The following is a 14,783-nucleotide window of genomic DNA, read 5'->3' as shown; positions in this document are numbered from 1 at the left end:
ACATATCGTGATGGCATAGCATTACCTTGTTTCGCTACCACCTCCCACACACCGCTGTCAATAAACACAAATCAAATTTTCAAATTACTGGAGAAGCCCATGATCACCACGACACAAACCACACCCACAGGCGGCAAGCTTCAGCTCAAGATGAACATGGAATCCCTGCAACTCCGCGTGGAACTGAAATCACTGCTCCAGTTGTTCGGTGCACAAACGTCCCTGGCAGACCTTGCCATTACAGAGTTTGGGGACGAACTCCGTGTTGAGGAGACACAGGAAGCTGGGGGCTCGCTCTACTACTTGCCGCTACGACTGACTCCAGACTTCATTGATCATATCCTGGATCAACTTTGCCCGAATAGCAGGCCCGCAGCTATTGAGTGCCTGAACAAGTATCGCTCTGCATGGAGCAGGGCCGATCAAGACACCGCACAGATGCTGAAGAAAAATGCTGATCTGCAAAGAGCACTGCGGCTGTCCAAACGTGCCGGCAAGCTGGCGGTGATGCTCAAGGCACCGAAGCGCATGGAGGCCATCAGCGCCGATATTGCTGCGCACTTCACCAGCCATGTGCAGCCGAAAAAGATGAAAGCCATGGTAGTGGTCTATGACCGCGAAACCGGCGAGAAGGTGGTGACGGAGGATGACAACAAGCAAGCGCTGACCAAGCTCTTCCTGGAAACCCGCCCGGAAACTACGCCGAAACTGATTGGTGATGTGGTCGAGCAGATCGACAAAATTGTGAAAGCCACTCGCTTTGAGGGCTGGCAAAACTCCAACAGCGGCCCGCGTGAAATCCAGAAACCGACGGGTAAACCTTTTTTCAGGAGTGTTTCTTGCGCCCAGGCCAACAAGGCGGAGATGAAAAGGCGGTTTAGTTTTGACTGCGATTCGCTCAGTTCAATTTTGGCTAACTTGATGAAACTGTCGTCGAGCATAAAGCCCGGGCTTAGCTCGTGATAGAAGGGAACGCTGAAACGATGCTCTGCGCTGTAACTTCCCAGATGGATTGTTTCCATAATTGCCGCGCTTCAGCCGGCACTTTGGCAGCATCTAGGCTTTTGATCGTCAGGGTGCAGTCGTTTTCGACTTTGTTTATCAGGCCGCCCAGCGCATTGATGATCTTGTTTAGGTACTCATAATCTTCACAGGCGGTAGCCATGCGAATGATGCGTGGCAGGTATTGAGCTAGTTCGAAGAACTTAACCGGGGTCAGCAGATGCTCGATGACGGCAGCGAAAAAAGCATGGCGGTGCGCTTGCCAATCCTCAGGGGGGATATCGCGCTCGAAGGCTTCGTAGTTGCGAAGGCTTAGAGCAAAGCCAGCACGGTGTAGCGTTAGGGAATCTGTTTTGCGCAGATTGTCTGCTTGCTCACCGGCAAGGTTGGTAGCTTTGAGCAGATCCGTTGCCACGGTGTTTGGCGAATTCGGCAGGTCGGGTAACGCGCGCCATTCGCTGGCACGCTGGTTGATCTGTTCGGAAATGGCGTTGACCAGAGCGGTGCCTGCAGAGCCCGCAAGGATGAACAGCTTGTTTTTGCTGTTTTCAAAAGCGATACGGTCTTTTTTGAGATAGTCAGGCTTGAACAGGATGCTACGTTTATCTTTTTTGAGCAGATCCTTGCCGCCGTCGCGACTGAAGATCCACTCCCAAAACTGCTCGGTAGTTTTGATGTCGCTGGCGTTTTCCATGACCAGCAGAATGTCGTCTACATAACGACCGTAATACAGCGGTACCACTTGTTGCTCGATGAACTGGTCGAGCTTTAGCAGCGCGGCGTTTGCGACTACGGCAGACGCAGGCAGAGCTAAATGCGCTGAAGATTGAGAGCCGCGAGAATTGCCTGTGGAATCAGCGGCGGTCACAAAGGTGTCCTCTGACCATCGGCCTGCATATCACGCCTCTGGCCTGGGCGGTGGCGGACAAGCGTTCTCTGCCATGCTAGCCATTTGCCGGCATCTGGCTTGCGTTCTCATTTAACTCAACTATGGTGATTTTTAAAGCGAGGTTTTTGATAGGAAACGCGACCACGGAGGGCACAATTAAATGAGCCGCCTCAAAAACTTAAAAAAATTATTAACTGTACTTAGAGTAGCACTTTCATTAGTCGCAGCTTGCACTTTTTCGACGGTATCATCTGCTGCGCTCGAGGAGTCGATAAGTCAGCCGCCGGATGATTATGTTCTTGTTAGACGTGTGATTGACGCAAGGTATTTCACGCCAGAGAGCGTCGTGTCTAGACCAGATGCTGCTGGTACTCAAGGCAGTGAAGAAACTTGGCCAGACATAAAGCTTCGCCCGTCCCTTAACCTTAAAGAAGCCCTCCAGTCTAATATCGCTCGAGAAATTACTATTTCGGAGCAAGATGCGCTATCGAAAGTGGTGCTGAGGGAATATGGGTTTGGACAAAAAAACTCTCTACAAGCATATGCGGCAATTGAAGAGAAAATAGTTGAATTAAATGATTTGGGCGCTCCAGAAAATTTAAAGGCTGGTGCTGTGATTAAGATACCCGCCCTTCCGCGGATGGCGCTTTCGGAGCCTAATTTACTTAATAAGTATAATAAAATCCCCAAAGGTAGCATGTACCCTAGTTTAAGTAAGGTCACCTCCTTTGATGCCTTTAACCCTGTGACTCAGGCTTTTACAGAAAAGCCAGTGGTCTCTGGGGATGGGCGTGATGGATCTCCACTTGTCATAGAACACTTATGGCTGCCGAAAGATTATAAGGATCATCTCGGTGGCATTGAGTTAGATCAGTCATACGAAGAGGTTCAGGCACAAGTTATTTCAGTTAATATGGAGTCTGAGAGTCTTGCTGAGGATTATCAGTCTATCCCGTTTCTTTCTGCTGAAGAAAGAATGATAATTAAATCCAAGCTCTCAGGGCAGCCAAAATTAAAGCCGGTGTTGATTGTGCTTGATGACGGTTGGCCGAATGACGAAGCATTTTATGATTCTAGAAAATTTGTTTCTGAAGCGTTAGAGATGATTAAGAAAAGATTTAATTATCCCGTGGCGCTGCAACATCCTTCGAGTCAGTCTAGGGTTTTTACAGATTATCCAAAAGAGGCTTTTCACGCCCGTTCAATACACAAGTCGCTGGCTACTCTTGTAGAGCTAGAGCCAAGTAGGGTGTGGGATGATCAAAGAGTAAGAGTGGTTTATATACCTCTTTCTACAGCTCAGGTGTACTCGAAGGCGATGCTTGAAGAGTTGGTAGTTCTTAGGCTTATTGATGATTTTATGCTCGGCGCTAGAGGCGACCCCGTTCCTGATAAAGAGGTGAAAGCCAAAAGGAAAATTGCAAGAGATATTGTAAAAAGACTAAAGCAAGATATTGGTGTAAAAGATCTCAGTACTGATAAAGCAATCATTGAATCGGCTCTAGTATTCGCTGATCTCTATGCTGTAGCCAGTGGGAATCCATATGTGGTCAATTTCTCATGGACGACACGTAAGAGGGAGCACAAGTTTACGCACTTTGATTTTAATCAAGGGATACTTGTGTCTGCTGCTGGAAACTCTTCGCTAAACAACTGCAAAAGTTGCCGTCCGAATCTCGCTTACAGTAAGGAATGTGAGTGCGCCGACAATGCTGCAGCCGAAGAAAGGTGGTTTGCTGTGAGATCCGTAAGCAACCAAGATGTGGTTGCAGTCATGAATACCGCTCGCGATGGCAGTCTCCAATGTCGCTCTAGTATCGTGGGGTCAAGGAGTGTGGACCCGCTAGCTATTTCGTTCAATGGTTATGTTAGTGACAGCATATGTGGCACAAGCTTCGCAGCACCTCGGGTAGCTTGGCTTTTTGCAGCAAAGTTAGCATATATACCTCCTCAGGAATTTTCTATTTATGATGCACCAGATAAAGGGCATAAATTACGAGAAATAGTAAAAAAATCACGGCAGGGTGGGGCTAGTGGTGATCAGTATGGTCTCGATATCAAAAAGCTTTTTGAAAACTGAAAGGATCAAATCATGAAGGTTAAAAAGAGTATTGTTACGGTAGCCATGTTGTCGCTGTTAGCCGTTGTGGTCGGGTGTAAGCATAATGCTAAGAACGCATGGGCGGACGTTGCTAAGAACTGCGCGTATAGCGACCTGAATGGGAAGAAAATTCTTTTCTTTGGTGTTTCTAACTCAATCGGTCCAGGGTCGGTTTGGCGCGAGGCCACTGATGGCGGAGGCTACAGGTTAAGATTAGACTCAAGTAAGATCCCGGGTAGTAGTAACTGGGTTAAGAATGGAAGTGAATTTGATTGTCAAGGAAGTTCATCGACTAAACTATCTGGTGGTGCAGTCGTTGACTTTGCTTCGAGTGTTGCACCTCTCTCAGCGGACTTAAAAACCGAGTTTTCAAAAGCAAAGAGTGTAGAGGTTAAGGTTTCAAAGTTAAATACAGTTTTAATTGAAGAGGTAGGGTTTGAGCAGGCTGTTAAAGCTCTACCTCCAGCATCTCCAGAAAAAGATGAAATGTCCAAGCCAGGACGATTAGTAATGTATCGAGCGATTCTGGTCTCGGGCTTTGAAGCAAAGCTCTCGTTTGATACCGATGTTGGCGCCGAGTTAAGTGCCAAGCTAAAGGATGGTGCGCTACAGTCAATAAATGGTGAGCTAGGTGCTGGAGTGAACGTACGATGGATAAGTAATAAAGAGCTCGTGCTCTCCAGTCCAAACTCATTTTACATAGCGGGAGAATTGGCCAAATTTGACACGGGGGGAGGATTTGCATCCGCAAGCCAGTCGCCATCCGTCGAGACTATTGATATACAGAAAAATCCTAGCGTCGAAGTCGAAAATAATTGAAAGTCTTTTAGACTACTTCTCCGATTCGACTGTTTGCATTTATAGCGACGGCCTGGAGTGAGCCGTCGCTATCCGGCTATAAGTAGCCCATGCTGAGTATAGGGGCAATATTCGACTTGGGATTCATCCACAAACCTAGGGCGATTCACTGATCCATCTCCCGCGTCAGCAAAAACTCTGTGTGATTTACGGCGGGCTAGTCAATTTTGGCAAATCCCTTTAGCCAAACGCTATTGTCGGCTTGTTGAGTGCTTAGGGGGCACTTGCGATGTCCTGCTCTGCTGACTATACGTCGACTAAAGGTCTGTTGGGCAATGTGCTGGGCATCCTCAGTTGATATTCCGCCTTGAATCAGGCGCTCTACATAGTCTGCTTCCGAGCGCTGTGACGCATTCTGAGGATGTCTGACGCGACCTGTTCGGTGAATAACTGCCTTCAACCAGCGTGACGGGGAGGACCTGATGGCTCCCTTGGTCAGAGCATTCAGCAGTTGAGCAGTAATTGCTTCCTGTTGATCAGCGGGAATCGAACGGATCAGTTGGGAGACCTTTTGCTTCTCCGCTGCGTTCAGTTGCGTCAATTGTGCCGTGCGCTGTACTGATGATTCATATGAAGGTTCATATGGTGGTTCTAGGGGTGACATAGCTTTGTCACCCTCCCCCCGACATAGCTGTGTCACCCCCGGGGTGACATGGGTGTCACCCTCCCTAGCTCTGTCTTCAGCTGGGGGTGACAATTTGTCGGGGTAGCTTAGTACGAGGGTGTAGCCATTAGAAACCTGCCGGCCGTTGGCATCGAATCGAGCGTCTTTCTTCAGCATCCCTGCGGTTAGCAGGGTCTTGATGGTGCGCTGAATGGTGCGTTCCGAAGTGCTGCACTTGGCTGCTATCGTCTTCATCTTCGGCCAGCAGTAGCCGTGATCGTCTGCGTTATCAGCGAGCGCCATGAGAATTAGCTTCGGAACGGGCGGAAGCGGCTGCTCCCATGCCCAGTTCATGGCCTTTATGCTCATAACGGTCAGGCTTCTTCAATGACACGAGCTACTGCAGATGTTTTGAAGTAGACCCTGCGGCCGATTTTGACTTTGCACCGACGTAGCTCGGCAGACAACTCGCTGTCTCCGCTTAGGGATACCCTTAGGCCATCTTTGCTGCGATGTAGAACCTCTGCTAACTGTTGGAGGGAGAGTAGTGGAGAGCCGCCGTAGCGGTTCAGGAGGGTTTCTTCGATTGTCATCGGGCGACTCCTCAAATGGCTTGCGATACACTGAGGTCATTACGCAAAGAGGCGTAAGAGTCCTTAAAAAATACTAAATGTCCGTATTTTAGACATTTAGTTCTTTTTATGATCGAAGGGTCAGGATGTCAAGTACAATCGAAGATCGCGTCATTTTGATTTTGAAGGAGCAAATGTCTCCTGCTGACCTTGAGGGCCTGAAAGGGCATGAAGGGGCTTTCTCTGCGTTGCTCAGCCTGTGGAGCCAGCCGCAATACGCTGGCCGTGGTTTCTGGGAGAAGCTGTCCCAGCTAACGGATATTCCGTCTGCAAGATGGCGCAGCGCTTTCTCGCGCAAGCAGAAGCCGACTTCCGCCATGATCGAGTCGATAGCCCACTTGTGGCCGAAGTACGCGTTCTGGCTGGTCACAGGTGTGACCGATGCTGCTAATGGCCATGTGGCGCCACTTACAGCACTGACTTTCCCTGAGTTTCTTCATGCGGAGCAGCCTGGCGCGGATAACTATTTCAGCAAAGCCATTGCACTGGCAAAGCGCTTGTATGAAGAGGGTGATGTAGATCTGGAGAGTGATGAGGAACGTCTTGCTGCAGTAGAGCGGACTCTTCCCTTGGCGCATTGGGTTGGAAGTGATCTGGTTGAAGTGGCTTATCGATTGGCAGCCAGCGATGAGTACCAGGAGCTTCTCGGTGTTTGGAAAAGCCGAGAAGACTCGCGCGCTGAGCATCTTGGGAGAGTACTGGGCACCGACCGGCCTTGGGAGCGACAGTTGGAGGAGAGAAAGTCTCTCGGCCTCCCAGTGTCGCCCGTTTATGGCGTAGACCCACGGGTCAAACATCAGAGTAGTTGGGATCTTTTCTATAAGCCCGACACAGACGATGCCTGATGGTTTACCTGCGCTAAGCTACTCACGATTACACTGGGTTTGCAGCGTTTCTAGGCAACTCATAATCCTTTGGTCCACGGTTCGAGTCCGTGTGGGCCCACCAAATAAAAAGCCGCGCATTGCGCGGCTTTTTGCGTTTTCTCCTTAACCATTCTGCGTTTCCACAAACACAGTAAACGCTCCCAATGGCAGCGGCTTGCTGAATAGATAGCCCTGAAACTGCATGCAGCCGTTACTCAGCAAAAACTGCTGCTGCGCTTCGGTTTCCACGCCTTCGGCGATCACCGTCATGCCCATGCTTTGCGCCAGGGCGATGACAGTGCGCACGATGGCTTGGCTGTTGCTGTCGGTAAGCAGGTCGCTGACAAATGAGCGGTCGATTTTCAGGGTGTTGAGGGGCAGGCGCTTGAGGTGGCTGAGGGAGGAGAAGCCGGTGCCGAAGTCATCCAGGGAGAAGCGCACGCCGCGCTCGACCAGTACGGCCATTTTGCGCATCAGGTCGTCGATGTCGTGGACGATAAGAGTTTCGGTCAACTCCAGTTCGAGCCGACGTGTGTCGATGCCGTAGGTTTCGATCAGTCCGAGCATGTCAGTGACAAAATTGGCCTGGCGAAATTGCTTCTGACTGATGTTGACCGCCAGGCTGATGTCTCGATACAGCGGGTCGTCCTTCCAGGCGCGCAACTGGGTAAAGGCCTGTTCCAGCACCCATTGGCCAATCGGGATGATCAGCCCGGTTTTCTCGGCATGGTCAATGAACTCGACTGGCGGCACCAGTCCGCGTTGCGGGTGCTGCCAGCGGATCAGCACTTCGGCACCGGTGACTTTGCCGCTACTGTGCAGTTGCGGTTGGTAGTGCAGCACAAACTGCTGCTCACTCAGTGCGGCGTGTAGGTCACGGTCGAGCATCGAGCGCTCGGCCGCATCGCTTTGCAAGATGTGCAGCAGGGCAAACAACATCAGCATGGCCGCCACGCTCTGCACCCAGGAGCCGCTCACCCGTACTTCATCCGGCAGGTGATAGGCGCTGGTCGGGCTCCAGGATGAAGAGGCCAGCACAATGAACAGGCCCAGGCAGAACAGTGCAACGCCGTAGCGCAGCCACATCCGTTCATCGCGAAAGGCCATCAACGCCGCCACGGCAATTGGCAGCAGATACAGGTGGGTCGCGCGCGGTGCGGCGGCGGTATGTGGGTCCATCAACAAGCTGGTGCCGACGATCACCAGGATGATTACGCCGAACAGCAACAGATTGGCCAGGCGCACGCGGTTGCGCAGGGTCAGGGTAAATACACCGAGGCCACAAAGGATCATCAACAAGTCCATCAGGACGATGCCCCACTCGCCACGCAGGCTGAAGAACAGCCCCCAGAAGCTACCGACCAGCAGCAGTACCAGGCTGGCGAGCATGCGCATGCGGCGCTCGCGGCGCTGACCGATCAGGGTCAAATCGGGTGAGTGCCAGAGCTTGATAACCTGCTTGAAAAAGGCAGAAAGGGCGGTCATGAAAAGTCCCTGAGTGACCCGTTGCTTCGCCAAGGAAGTCGCCCGAGGGTTTACCAACACTGTGGTTTATCGATGGGCCGAGTTGAGTGTAGACGCCGTAGCAGAGGCACTACGGACGATTAGCATGCAGCCGCATTACTCGCAGCCGGACTCAGCCTCGGCACTGTGCCGACCGACCAGGCGATTGCGGCCCAGCTCCTTACCGCGATACAGGCGCTGATCAGCGCAGCGATAAAGCTGCTCGGCGGTGCTGCCATCGACGGGCCATTCGGCCAGGCCGAAAGTTGCAGACAGCGCAATGTCCTGATCGCCATAACGCATCGGCTGGCTGCACAGCTGCACGCGCAGACCTTCCACCAGCGACTCGGCGCCCTGACCATCGGTATTGCGCAGCAGCAGACCGAACTCTTCACCACCCAGGCGCCCCAAGGTGTCGGTGGCGCGCAGGCGCTGGCTGAGGCTGTTGCAGATATGGCGCAGGGCTTGGTCGCCAGCATCGTGGCCGTACTGGTCATTCACCGCCTTGAAATAGTCGATATCCAGTACCACCAGCACCAGTTTGGCCTGGCTGCGCTGCGCCTCGCGGATGCTTTGCTCCAGGCTTTGCTGGAAGCTGCCGCGGCTGGCCACACCGGTCAGCGCATCGGTACGGGCCATATGTTGCAGCTGCTGATAGGCGGTGGCGCGGCGGGCTTCATAGAGGTAGACGAAGACCAGAATCATCACACCGCAAAACACCGCGTTACCCAGGTCGATCAGGCTTTCGGCATCGCGCTGAACCGGGTAGGTGTACAGGTACAACAGGCAAGCGCCGATCACAAAAGGCAGTGACAGCAAGCTGCCGCGCTTGAGTCCGAGCAGCAGGTAGGACAGCACGGGAATGCTGTAGACCCAAACAAAGGCGGTTTTCGAGGCGTTGGGGATAACGATGATGTACAGCAGAAAGCTGAAGGTCGGCAGCAGGTAGAGGTAGATCCAGGGCAATAGGTTGCGCACCCGGACAATCCGCCAGGCGCCCCACAGCAACGTTGCGGTGGCAACCAGCTCGAAACTGGCAAACAGGTAGTTGCCGGCCATAAATTGCAGCGCGCAGAACACCCCGAGGGTCAGCCCGGTACTGGCAAAGATCATGCGGATCAACGAACGCTGGCCGACATCCTGCAAGTCGTCGACGGCGGCGTTGCTGTCACTGCCCGGTTTGGTTCGCGGTCGAAAAAACATGGCCCGGCACTGCATGGATGGCGGTTTGATGGCTCACTGTGCCTCAACTGCCTGGGCCTTGACCAGATAGGCAGCGTGCGAACCGCCGATCACGTGCGGTTGACTTGCCCGCCAAAGCCCTTAAAGTGCCGCCCCATGCACAGACACATCTGCCCAATTTCCGCGTTTTATTACGCCCTGCCCCCTCTCACCAGGCGGTAGATGCGTTGTTGCATGTCCGATCCGCCTGAGGCGGCCCGGATAGCACACCCCCACTCCAGTCTCCTCAGGCTTTTGCCTTAACCAGGAGACACGTATGCCCAGTAACACCCTTGATCTGCTCGACCAGCTCGCTGCTCGTGGCTTTATCCACCAGAGCACCGACCTCGATGGCCTGCGCCTGGCGCTCAGCCAGGGCCCGATCACCTTTTACCTCGGCTTCGATGCTACGGCGGACAGCCTGCACGTCGGCCATTTGCAAGCCTTGATGCTGATGCGCCACCTGCAACGCGCCGGGCACAAACCGATCCTGCTGATCGGCGGAGCCACCACACGCATCGGCGACCCAAGCTTTCGCGACAGCAGCCGGCCGGTGCTGACGGAAGCACAGATTCAGCACAACATCGCCGGGATTACCGGCTGCTTTGCCCGCTACATCCAGCTGGGCGATGGCCCCAGCGACGGCCTGGTGGTGGACAACGCCGACTGGCTGGACGGTATCGGCTACCTGCAGTTTCTCGACCAGGTCGGCCGGCACTTTTCCATCAACCGCCTGCTGACCTTCGATGCCGTGCGCAACCGTCTGGAGCGTGAGCATTCGCTGAGCTTTCAGGAGTTCGGCTACACCCTGCTGCAGGCCCACGACTTCACCGAACTAGCGCGCCGGCATAATTGCACCCTGCAACTGGGTGGTGCCGACCAGTGGGCCAATATCATCAATGGCGTGGAATTGGGCCGGCGCCAGGGCTGCCAGCCGCTGTTCGGCCTGACCATGCCGCTGCTGACCACCCGTGACGGGCGCAAGATGGGCAAATCGGCGGCAGGCGCGGTATGGCTGAATGGCGACAAGCTCTCGCCGTATGACTTCTGGCAGTTCTGGCGCAATTGCGATGACGCTGATGTGGGGCGCTTTCTCGCCCTGTTTAGCGAACTAGCGCTGGATGAGGTAGCGAGCTTGAGCGCCCTTGCCGGCGCCGAGCTGAACCAGGCGAAAATCATCCTGGCCAACGCCGCCACCGCCCTGGCCCATGGCGAGCAGGCTGCACGCGAGGCCGAAGCCACAGCTCTGGCGCTGTTCACGGCGCAGGATACGCATGCCGAACTACCGCAGCTAAGCGTTAGCGCGGAAGATCTGGCCGGCGGTCTCAGCCTCACCGACCTGCTGCTGCGCCATAACTTGCAGCCCTCACGCAGCGCAGTACGCCGCCTGGCAGCCGGCGGCGGCTTGCTGCTGGATGGCGAACGCCAGGGCAATCCGGACCAGCCGTTGCAAGCCTGGCAGCTGGGTCGACGGCTAAGCCTGGGCAAGAAGCGTCATTACCTGCTGCAGGCGCGGTGACGCAGATCTGCGGCTGATCGCGCACATGGCGCTCGACACTTACCGGCGGAGTGCAGATCGCCGCCGGTTGCCCCCTGCGCGCAGCGCCACCCATAATCGGCCGCACCTGATTCTGGATGTACTGCGCCCATGGCCATTGCCCGCGACGACCTCGACCAACACGGCCTGATCATTGGTGTTTCGCCCGAGCGCTTCCGCGCCGTGGCCATGCCGCTGTTGTTCGACCACCTAAACGCGCAATGCGAGGGCACCATCGCGGTCAACCGCCAGGCGCGGATTGTCTGGATCAACGACAAGTACGCCGAAAAGGTTGGCATCAGCGACCCGCGCAGCGTACTCGGCAAAGAGATCGAAGACGTGCTGCCAGCCAGCCGCTTGCGCGAAGTGGTGGAAAGCGGCCAGCCGAGCATGCTCGACCTGATGGCCTTCGGCAGCGAACACTTTGTGGTCACCCGTATTCCGTTGCGCGATGAGGACGGCACCCTGGTCGGCGCGCTGGGCTTTGTGCTGTTCGACCGCGCCCGTCACCTCAAGCCGCTGATGGCCAAATTCAATACCCTGCAGAACCAGCTGGTCGCCACCCAGCACGAATTGGCCAAGGCGCGCCGCGCGCGTTACACCATTGCTGGGTTTATCGGCGCCAGCAGCGCAGCCAGCGAAGTCAAACGCCAAGCTCGCCGCGCCGCACAACTAGACGCCACGGTGCTGCTGCGCGGCGAAACCGGCACAGGCAAGGAGCTGCTGGCCCAGGGCATCCACAACCTGTCGCCACGGGCCAACGGGCCGTTTGTCGCGGTCAACGTCGCGGCCATCCCGGAAACCCTGGTCGAGGCCGAGCTGTTCGGCACCGCGCCCGGCGCCTTTACCGGCGCGGATCGCAAGGCGCGTATCGGCAAGTTCGAGGTGGCCAACGGCGGCACGTTGTTTCTCGATGAAATCGGCGATCTACCGCTGCCGTTGCAGGCCAAGTTGCTGCGCGTCTTGCAGGAGCAGGAGGTCGAGCCGCTGGGCTCCAATCAGGTCAAACCGTTGAATGTACGGGTGATAGCAGCGACACATATCGATCTGGAAGCCAAGGTCGCCGCCGGGCAGTTCCGTGACGACCTCTACTACCGCCTTAACGTGCTGGCCCTGCGCGTGCCGCCGCTGCGTGAGCGCCGCGAGGATATTCCGGCGTTGCTGGAGCATCTGCTCGACGATATTGCCAACCGCTCGACGCAGGCCCCGCTGGAAGTCAGCGATGACGCCCTCGCCCTGCTGAGCGCGCAGCCCTGGCGTGGCAATGTGCGCGAGCTGCGCAACCTGCTGGAGCGCGCCCAATTGGATGTCGACGGGCGCCTGGATGCGCAAACCGTGCGGGCGTTGCTGGTCGACCCGGTAACGCCCGCAGCGCACAGCATTGCGCCGCAGCCAGCGACCAGCGTGACGCAAACATTGGCGGAGCAACTGGCACGGGCCGAACGCCAGGCGCTGATCGACGCCCTTCAGGCTACAGCCGGCAACCGCCAACAGGCTGCGCAACGCCTGGGGATTTCCCGCGCAGGGCTGTACGCCAAGCTGGCACTGCATGGGTTGGGTAAGCACGACTAAGCCAAGCTCACTGCCGCCTAAAGCGAACGCAATTCCCCGTAGGAGCGGCCTTGGCCGCGATGCTTTTGAGTCAGCAAGAGATCGCGGGCAAGCCCGCTCCTACACAAGCAAAGCCAGCCGTGCGTGTGCTGTGGGAGGCGCTTTAGCGGCGAGCTTTTAACCGCTGTTGTCGCGGCTAAAGCCCCTCCCACGATCCATGCTCGTGTCAGAGTTGTAGCCCGGATGTAATCCGGGAAGTACCGCACAACCGAGCATTTCCCGGATTTCATCCGGGCTACGGAATATACGAACGCTCCTACAGGTGTAAAAAATCCAAAATTCTGGACCTAAAGCCAACTCAACCGTCCAGCTCCATGGACTAATTCCAGAAATAAAGACACACCCTTCTCCTCCGACAACCCCGCCAAACCTCCTAAACCCCCACGCAACCCCTCAACCACAAGCCTTTCACCCACCTAGACCAAAGTCGTAGCCCCGTCTGGCACAGCTTTCGCTCTAGTCTGCTCAACGCTTTGTCTCGCTGCCTGGCTTAACGAGCAAGCTCATCAGCGTCGCCATAGAGCGGTGCTTAAAACAACAACAAAAGGAACCAGCCATGGGTACCCTCGGTATTCTGATTTCCCTCGCATTGTTGATGTACCTCGCCTACCGCGGCATCAACGTGCTGATCCTCGCCCCTCTGCTCGCGTTGCTGGCCTTGCTGTTTGCCGGTGACATTCACCTGCTGCTGCCCACCTACACCCAAGTGTTTATGAAGGCCATGGGCGGCTACGTGATCCAGTTCTTTCCGCTGTTTCTGCTGGGCGCGCTGTTCGGCAAGTTGATGGACGACTCGGGATCGGCCCGCGCCATCGCCCAGGGCATCGTCGCCAAAGTCGGCAGCGAGCGGGCGATCCTGGCCATTGTGCTGGCGTGCGGCATCCTCACCTACGGCGGCGTGTCGCTGTTCGTGGTGGCCTTTGCGGTGTACCCGATTGGCGCAGCGCTGTTCCGTGAAGCGGGCATTCCCAAGCGCCTGATCCCCGGTGCCATCGCCCTCGGCTCGTTTACTTTCACCATGACCGCCCTGCCCGGCACGCCGGCAATTCAGAACGCCATCCCCAACCCGTTTTTCGGCACCGACGCCTTTGCTGCGCCGGGCCTGGGCGTAATCGCCGGGCTGATCATGTTCGGCCTCGGTACCTGGTGGCTTACCGCGCAGTCGCGCAAGCTGATGGCTGCCGGTGAAGGCTACGGCGAGCACCGCGATGACCCGGTCGTCGAGGACCAGCGCACGATCCCCGGCTTCTGGCTGGCTCTGCTCCCGATCTTCGTGGTGATCGGCCTGAACTTCCTGATGGCCAAGCAGATTCTGCCGAGCATCGACACCAGCTACCTGGCCAAGCCGGAATTCGGCGGCCTGCAAGATGCCAAATCGCTGATCGGTATCTGGTCGATCATCGTCGCCCTCAGTGCGGCCATCCTGCTGTTGATCGCCATGCACTGGCAGCGCTGGATGGACCTGAAAAAGAGCGTCAACGATGGCGCCTTCGGCTCCATGCTGCCCATCCTCAACACCGCTGCTGAAGTGGGTTACGGCACGGTGATCGCCTCGCTGGCCGGTTTTGTGATCATTCGCGACCTGGTGCTGGGCGTCTCCGATAACCCGCTGATCTCCGAAGCGGTGGCGGTAAACATCCTCGCCGGCATCACCGGTTCGGCGTCTGGCGGTATGTCGATTGCGCTGAAGACCCTCGGCGAGCAGTACCTGACCATGGCCAACGCCGCCGGCATCAGCCCCGAGCTGCTGCACCGCGTCGCGGCGATGGCCTCTGGCTGCATGGACACCCTGCCGCACAACGGCGCGGTGATCTCGCTGCTGGCGATCTGCAAACTCACGCACCGTGAGTCGTACAAATTTATCTTCGTTAACACCGTGGCTTTCCCGATGGTGGCGCTGGTGGTCGTCATCACCCTGGGCACGCTGTTCGGTAGTTTCTGACGGGCCTGGCATGGCGC

The 14,783-nt window shown here is 55.9% G+C and carries 12 protein-coding genes; 7 read left to right on the top strand and 5 right to left on the bottom strand.

The window, feature by feature from the left end:
- The first annotated feature begins 99 nt into the window (after nt 1-99).
- Nucleotides 100-963 (top strand): hypothetical protein, encoded by an 864-nt coding sequence (locus RHP75_RS02720; RefSeq protein ID WP_311090377.1) that lies wholly within the window; start codon nt 100-102, stop codon nt 961-963.
- Here the strand turns inward: RHP75_RS02720 and RHP75_RS02715 are convergent.
- Nucleotides 953-1,870, bottom strand: coding sequence for a hypothetical protein (locus RHP75_RS02715; protein ID WP_311090376.1), 918 nt, complete (start codon nt 1,868-1,870; stop codon nt 953-955). The genes RHP75_RS02720 and RHP75_RS02715 overlap by 11 nt on opposite strands.
- 181 nt (nt 1,871-2,051) lie before the next feature.
- Between RHP75_RS02715 and RHP75_RS02710 the strand changes: the two genes are divergently transcribed.
- Entirely contained in the window at nt 2,052-3,971 is a 1,920-nt protein-coding gene (locus tag RHP75_RS02710) for a S8/S53 family peptidase (protein ID WP_311090375.1), read from the top strand.
- Between the two features lie 12 nt (nt 3,972-3,983).
- A complete protein-coding gene (locus RHP75_RS02705; protein ID WP_311090374.1) occupies nt 3,984-4,811 on the top strand; it encodes a hypothetical protein in 828 nt (275 codons plus the stop codon).
- A 196-nt stretch (nt 4,812-5,007) separates the two neighbouring features.
- Here the strand turns inward: RHP75_RS02705 and RHP75_RS02700 are convergent, their stop codons facing one another.
- Nucleotides 5,008-5,823: a helix-turn-helix domain-containing protein gene (locus RHP75_RS02700; protein WP_311090373.1), complete on the bottom strand. Its 816-nt coding sequence runs from the start codon at nt 5,821-5,823 to the stop codon at nt 5,008-5,010.
- 5 nt (nt 5,824-5,828) lie between these two features.
- Entirely contained in the window at nt 5,829-6,047 is a 219-nt protein-coding gene (locus RHP75_RS02695) for a DNA-binding protein (protein WP_311090372.1), read from the bottom strand.
- Between the two features lie 125 nt (nt 6,048-6,172).
- On the opposite strand from RHP75_RS02695, the gene RHP75_RS02690 reads away from it, so the two are divergent.
- Complete coding sequence (locus RHP75_RS02690) at nt 6,173-6,931, top strand: hypothetical protein (RefSeq protein WP_311090371.1); 759 nt, start codon at nt 6,173-6,175, stop codon at nt 6,929-6,931.
- Between the two features lie 144 nt (nt 6,932-7,075).
- Here the strand turns inward: RHP75_RS02690 and RHP75_RS02685 are convergent, their stop codons facing one another.
- Together RHP75_RS02685 and RHP75_RS02680 are read right to left on the bottom strand one after the other, a co-directional pair.
- Nucleotides 7,076-8,437: an EAL domain-containing protein gene (locus RHP75_RS02685; RefSeq protein ID WP_311090370.1), complete on the bottom strand. Its 1,362-nt coding sequence runs from the start codon at nt 8,435-8,437 to the stop codon at nt 7,076-7,078.
- A 135-nt stretch (nt 8,438-8,572) separates the two neighbouring features.
- Nucleotides 8,573-9,658 carry a GGDEF domain-containing protein gene (locus tag RHP75_RS02680; protein ID WP_311090369.1) on the bottom strand — a complete coding sequence of 362 codons (1,086 nt, stop codon included), beginning with the start codon at nt 9,656-9,658 and terminating at the stop codon, nt 8,573-8,575.
- A gap of 295 nt (nt 9,659-9,953) precedes the next feature.
- Here RHP75_RS02680 and tyrS point away from each other — a divergent pair, with 295 nt between their 5' ends.
- The 3 genes from tyrS to RHP75_RS02665 all read left to right on the top strand — a co-directional run bounded on the left by tyrS (nt 9,954) and on the right by RHP75_RS02665 (nt 14,766).
- Nucleotides 9,954-11,195 carry a tyrosine--tRNA ligase gene (gene tyrS, locus RHP75_RS02675; protein ID WP_311090368.1) on the top strand — a complete coding sequence of 414 codons (1,242 nt, stop codon included), beginning with the start codon at nt 9,954-9,956 and terminating at the stop codon, nt 11,193-11,195.
- A gap of 129 nt (nt 11,196-11,324) precedes the next feature.
- A complete protein-coding gene (locus tag RHP75_RS02670; RefSeq protein WP_311090367.1) occupies nt 11,325-12,785 on the top strand; it encodes a sigma 54-interacting transcriptional regulator in 1,461 nt (486 codons plus the stop codon).
- A 595-nt stretch (nt 12,786-13,380) separates the two neighbouring features.
- Nucleotides 13,381-14,766, top strand: a complete 1,386-nt coding sequence (locus RHP75_RS02665) for a GntP family permease (protein WP_311090366.1) — start codon at nt 13,381-13,383, stop codon at nt 14,764-14,766.
- The last annotated feature ends 17 nt before the right edge of the window (nt 14,767-14,783 follow it).

Origin of the sequence: Pseudomonas sp. SG20056 (genome assembly GCF_031764535.1) — a bacterium.
In the GTDB taxonomy this organism is placed as follows: Bacteria; Pseudomonadota; Gammaproteobacteria; order Pseudomonadales; family Pseudomonadaceae; genus Aquipseudomonas.
The sequence above is the reverse complement of the archived record's forward strand: the minus strand, read 5'-3'. Positions and strand labels throughout refer to the sequence as shown.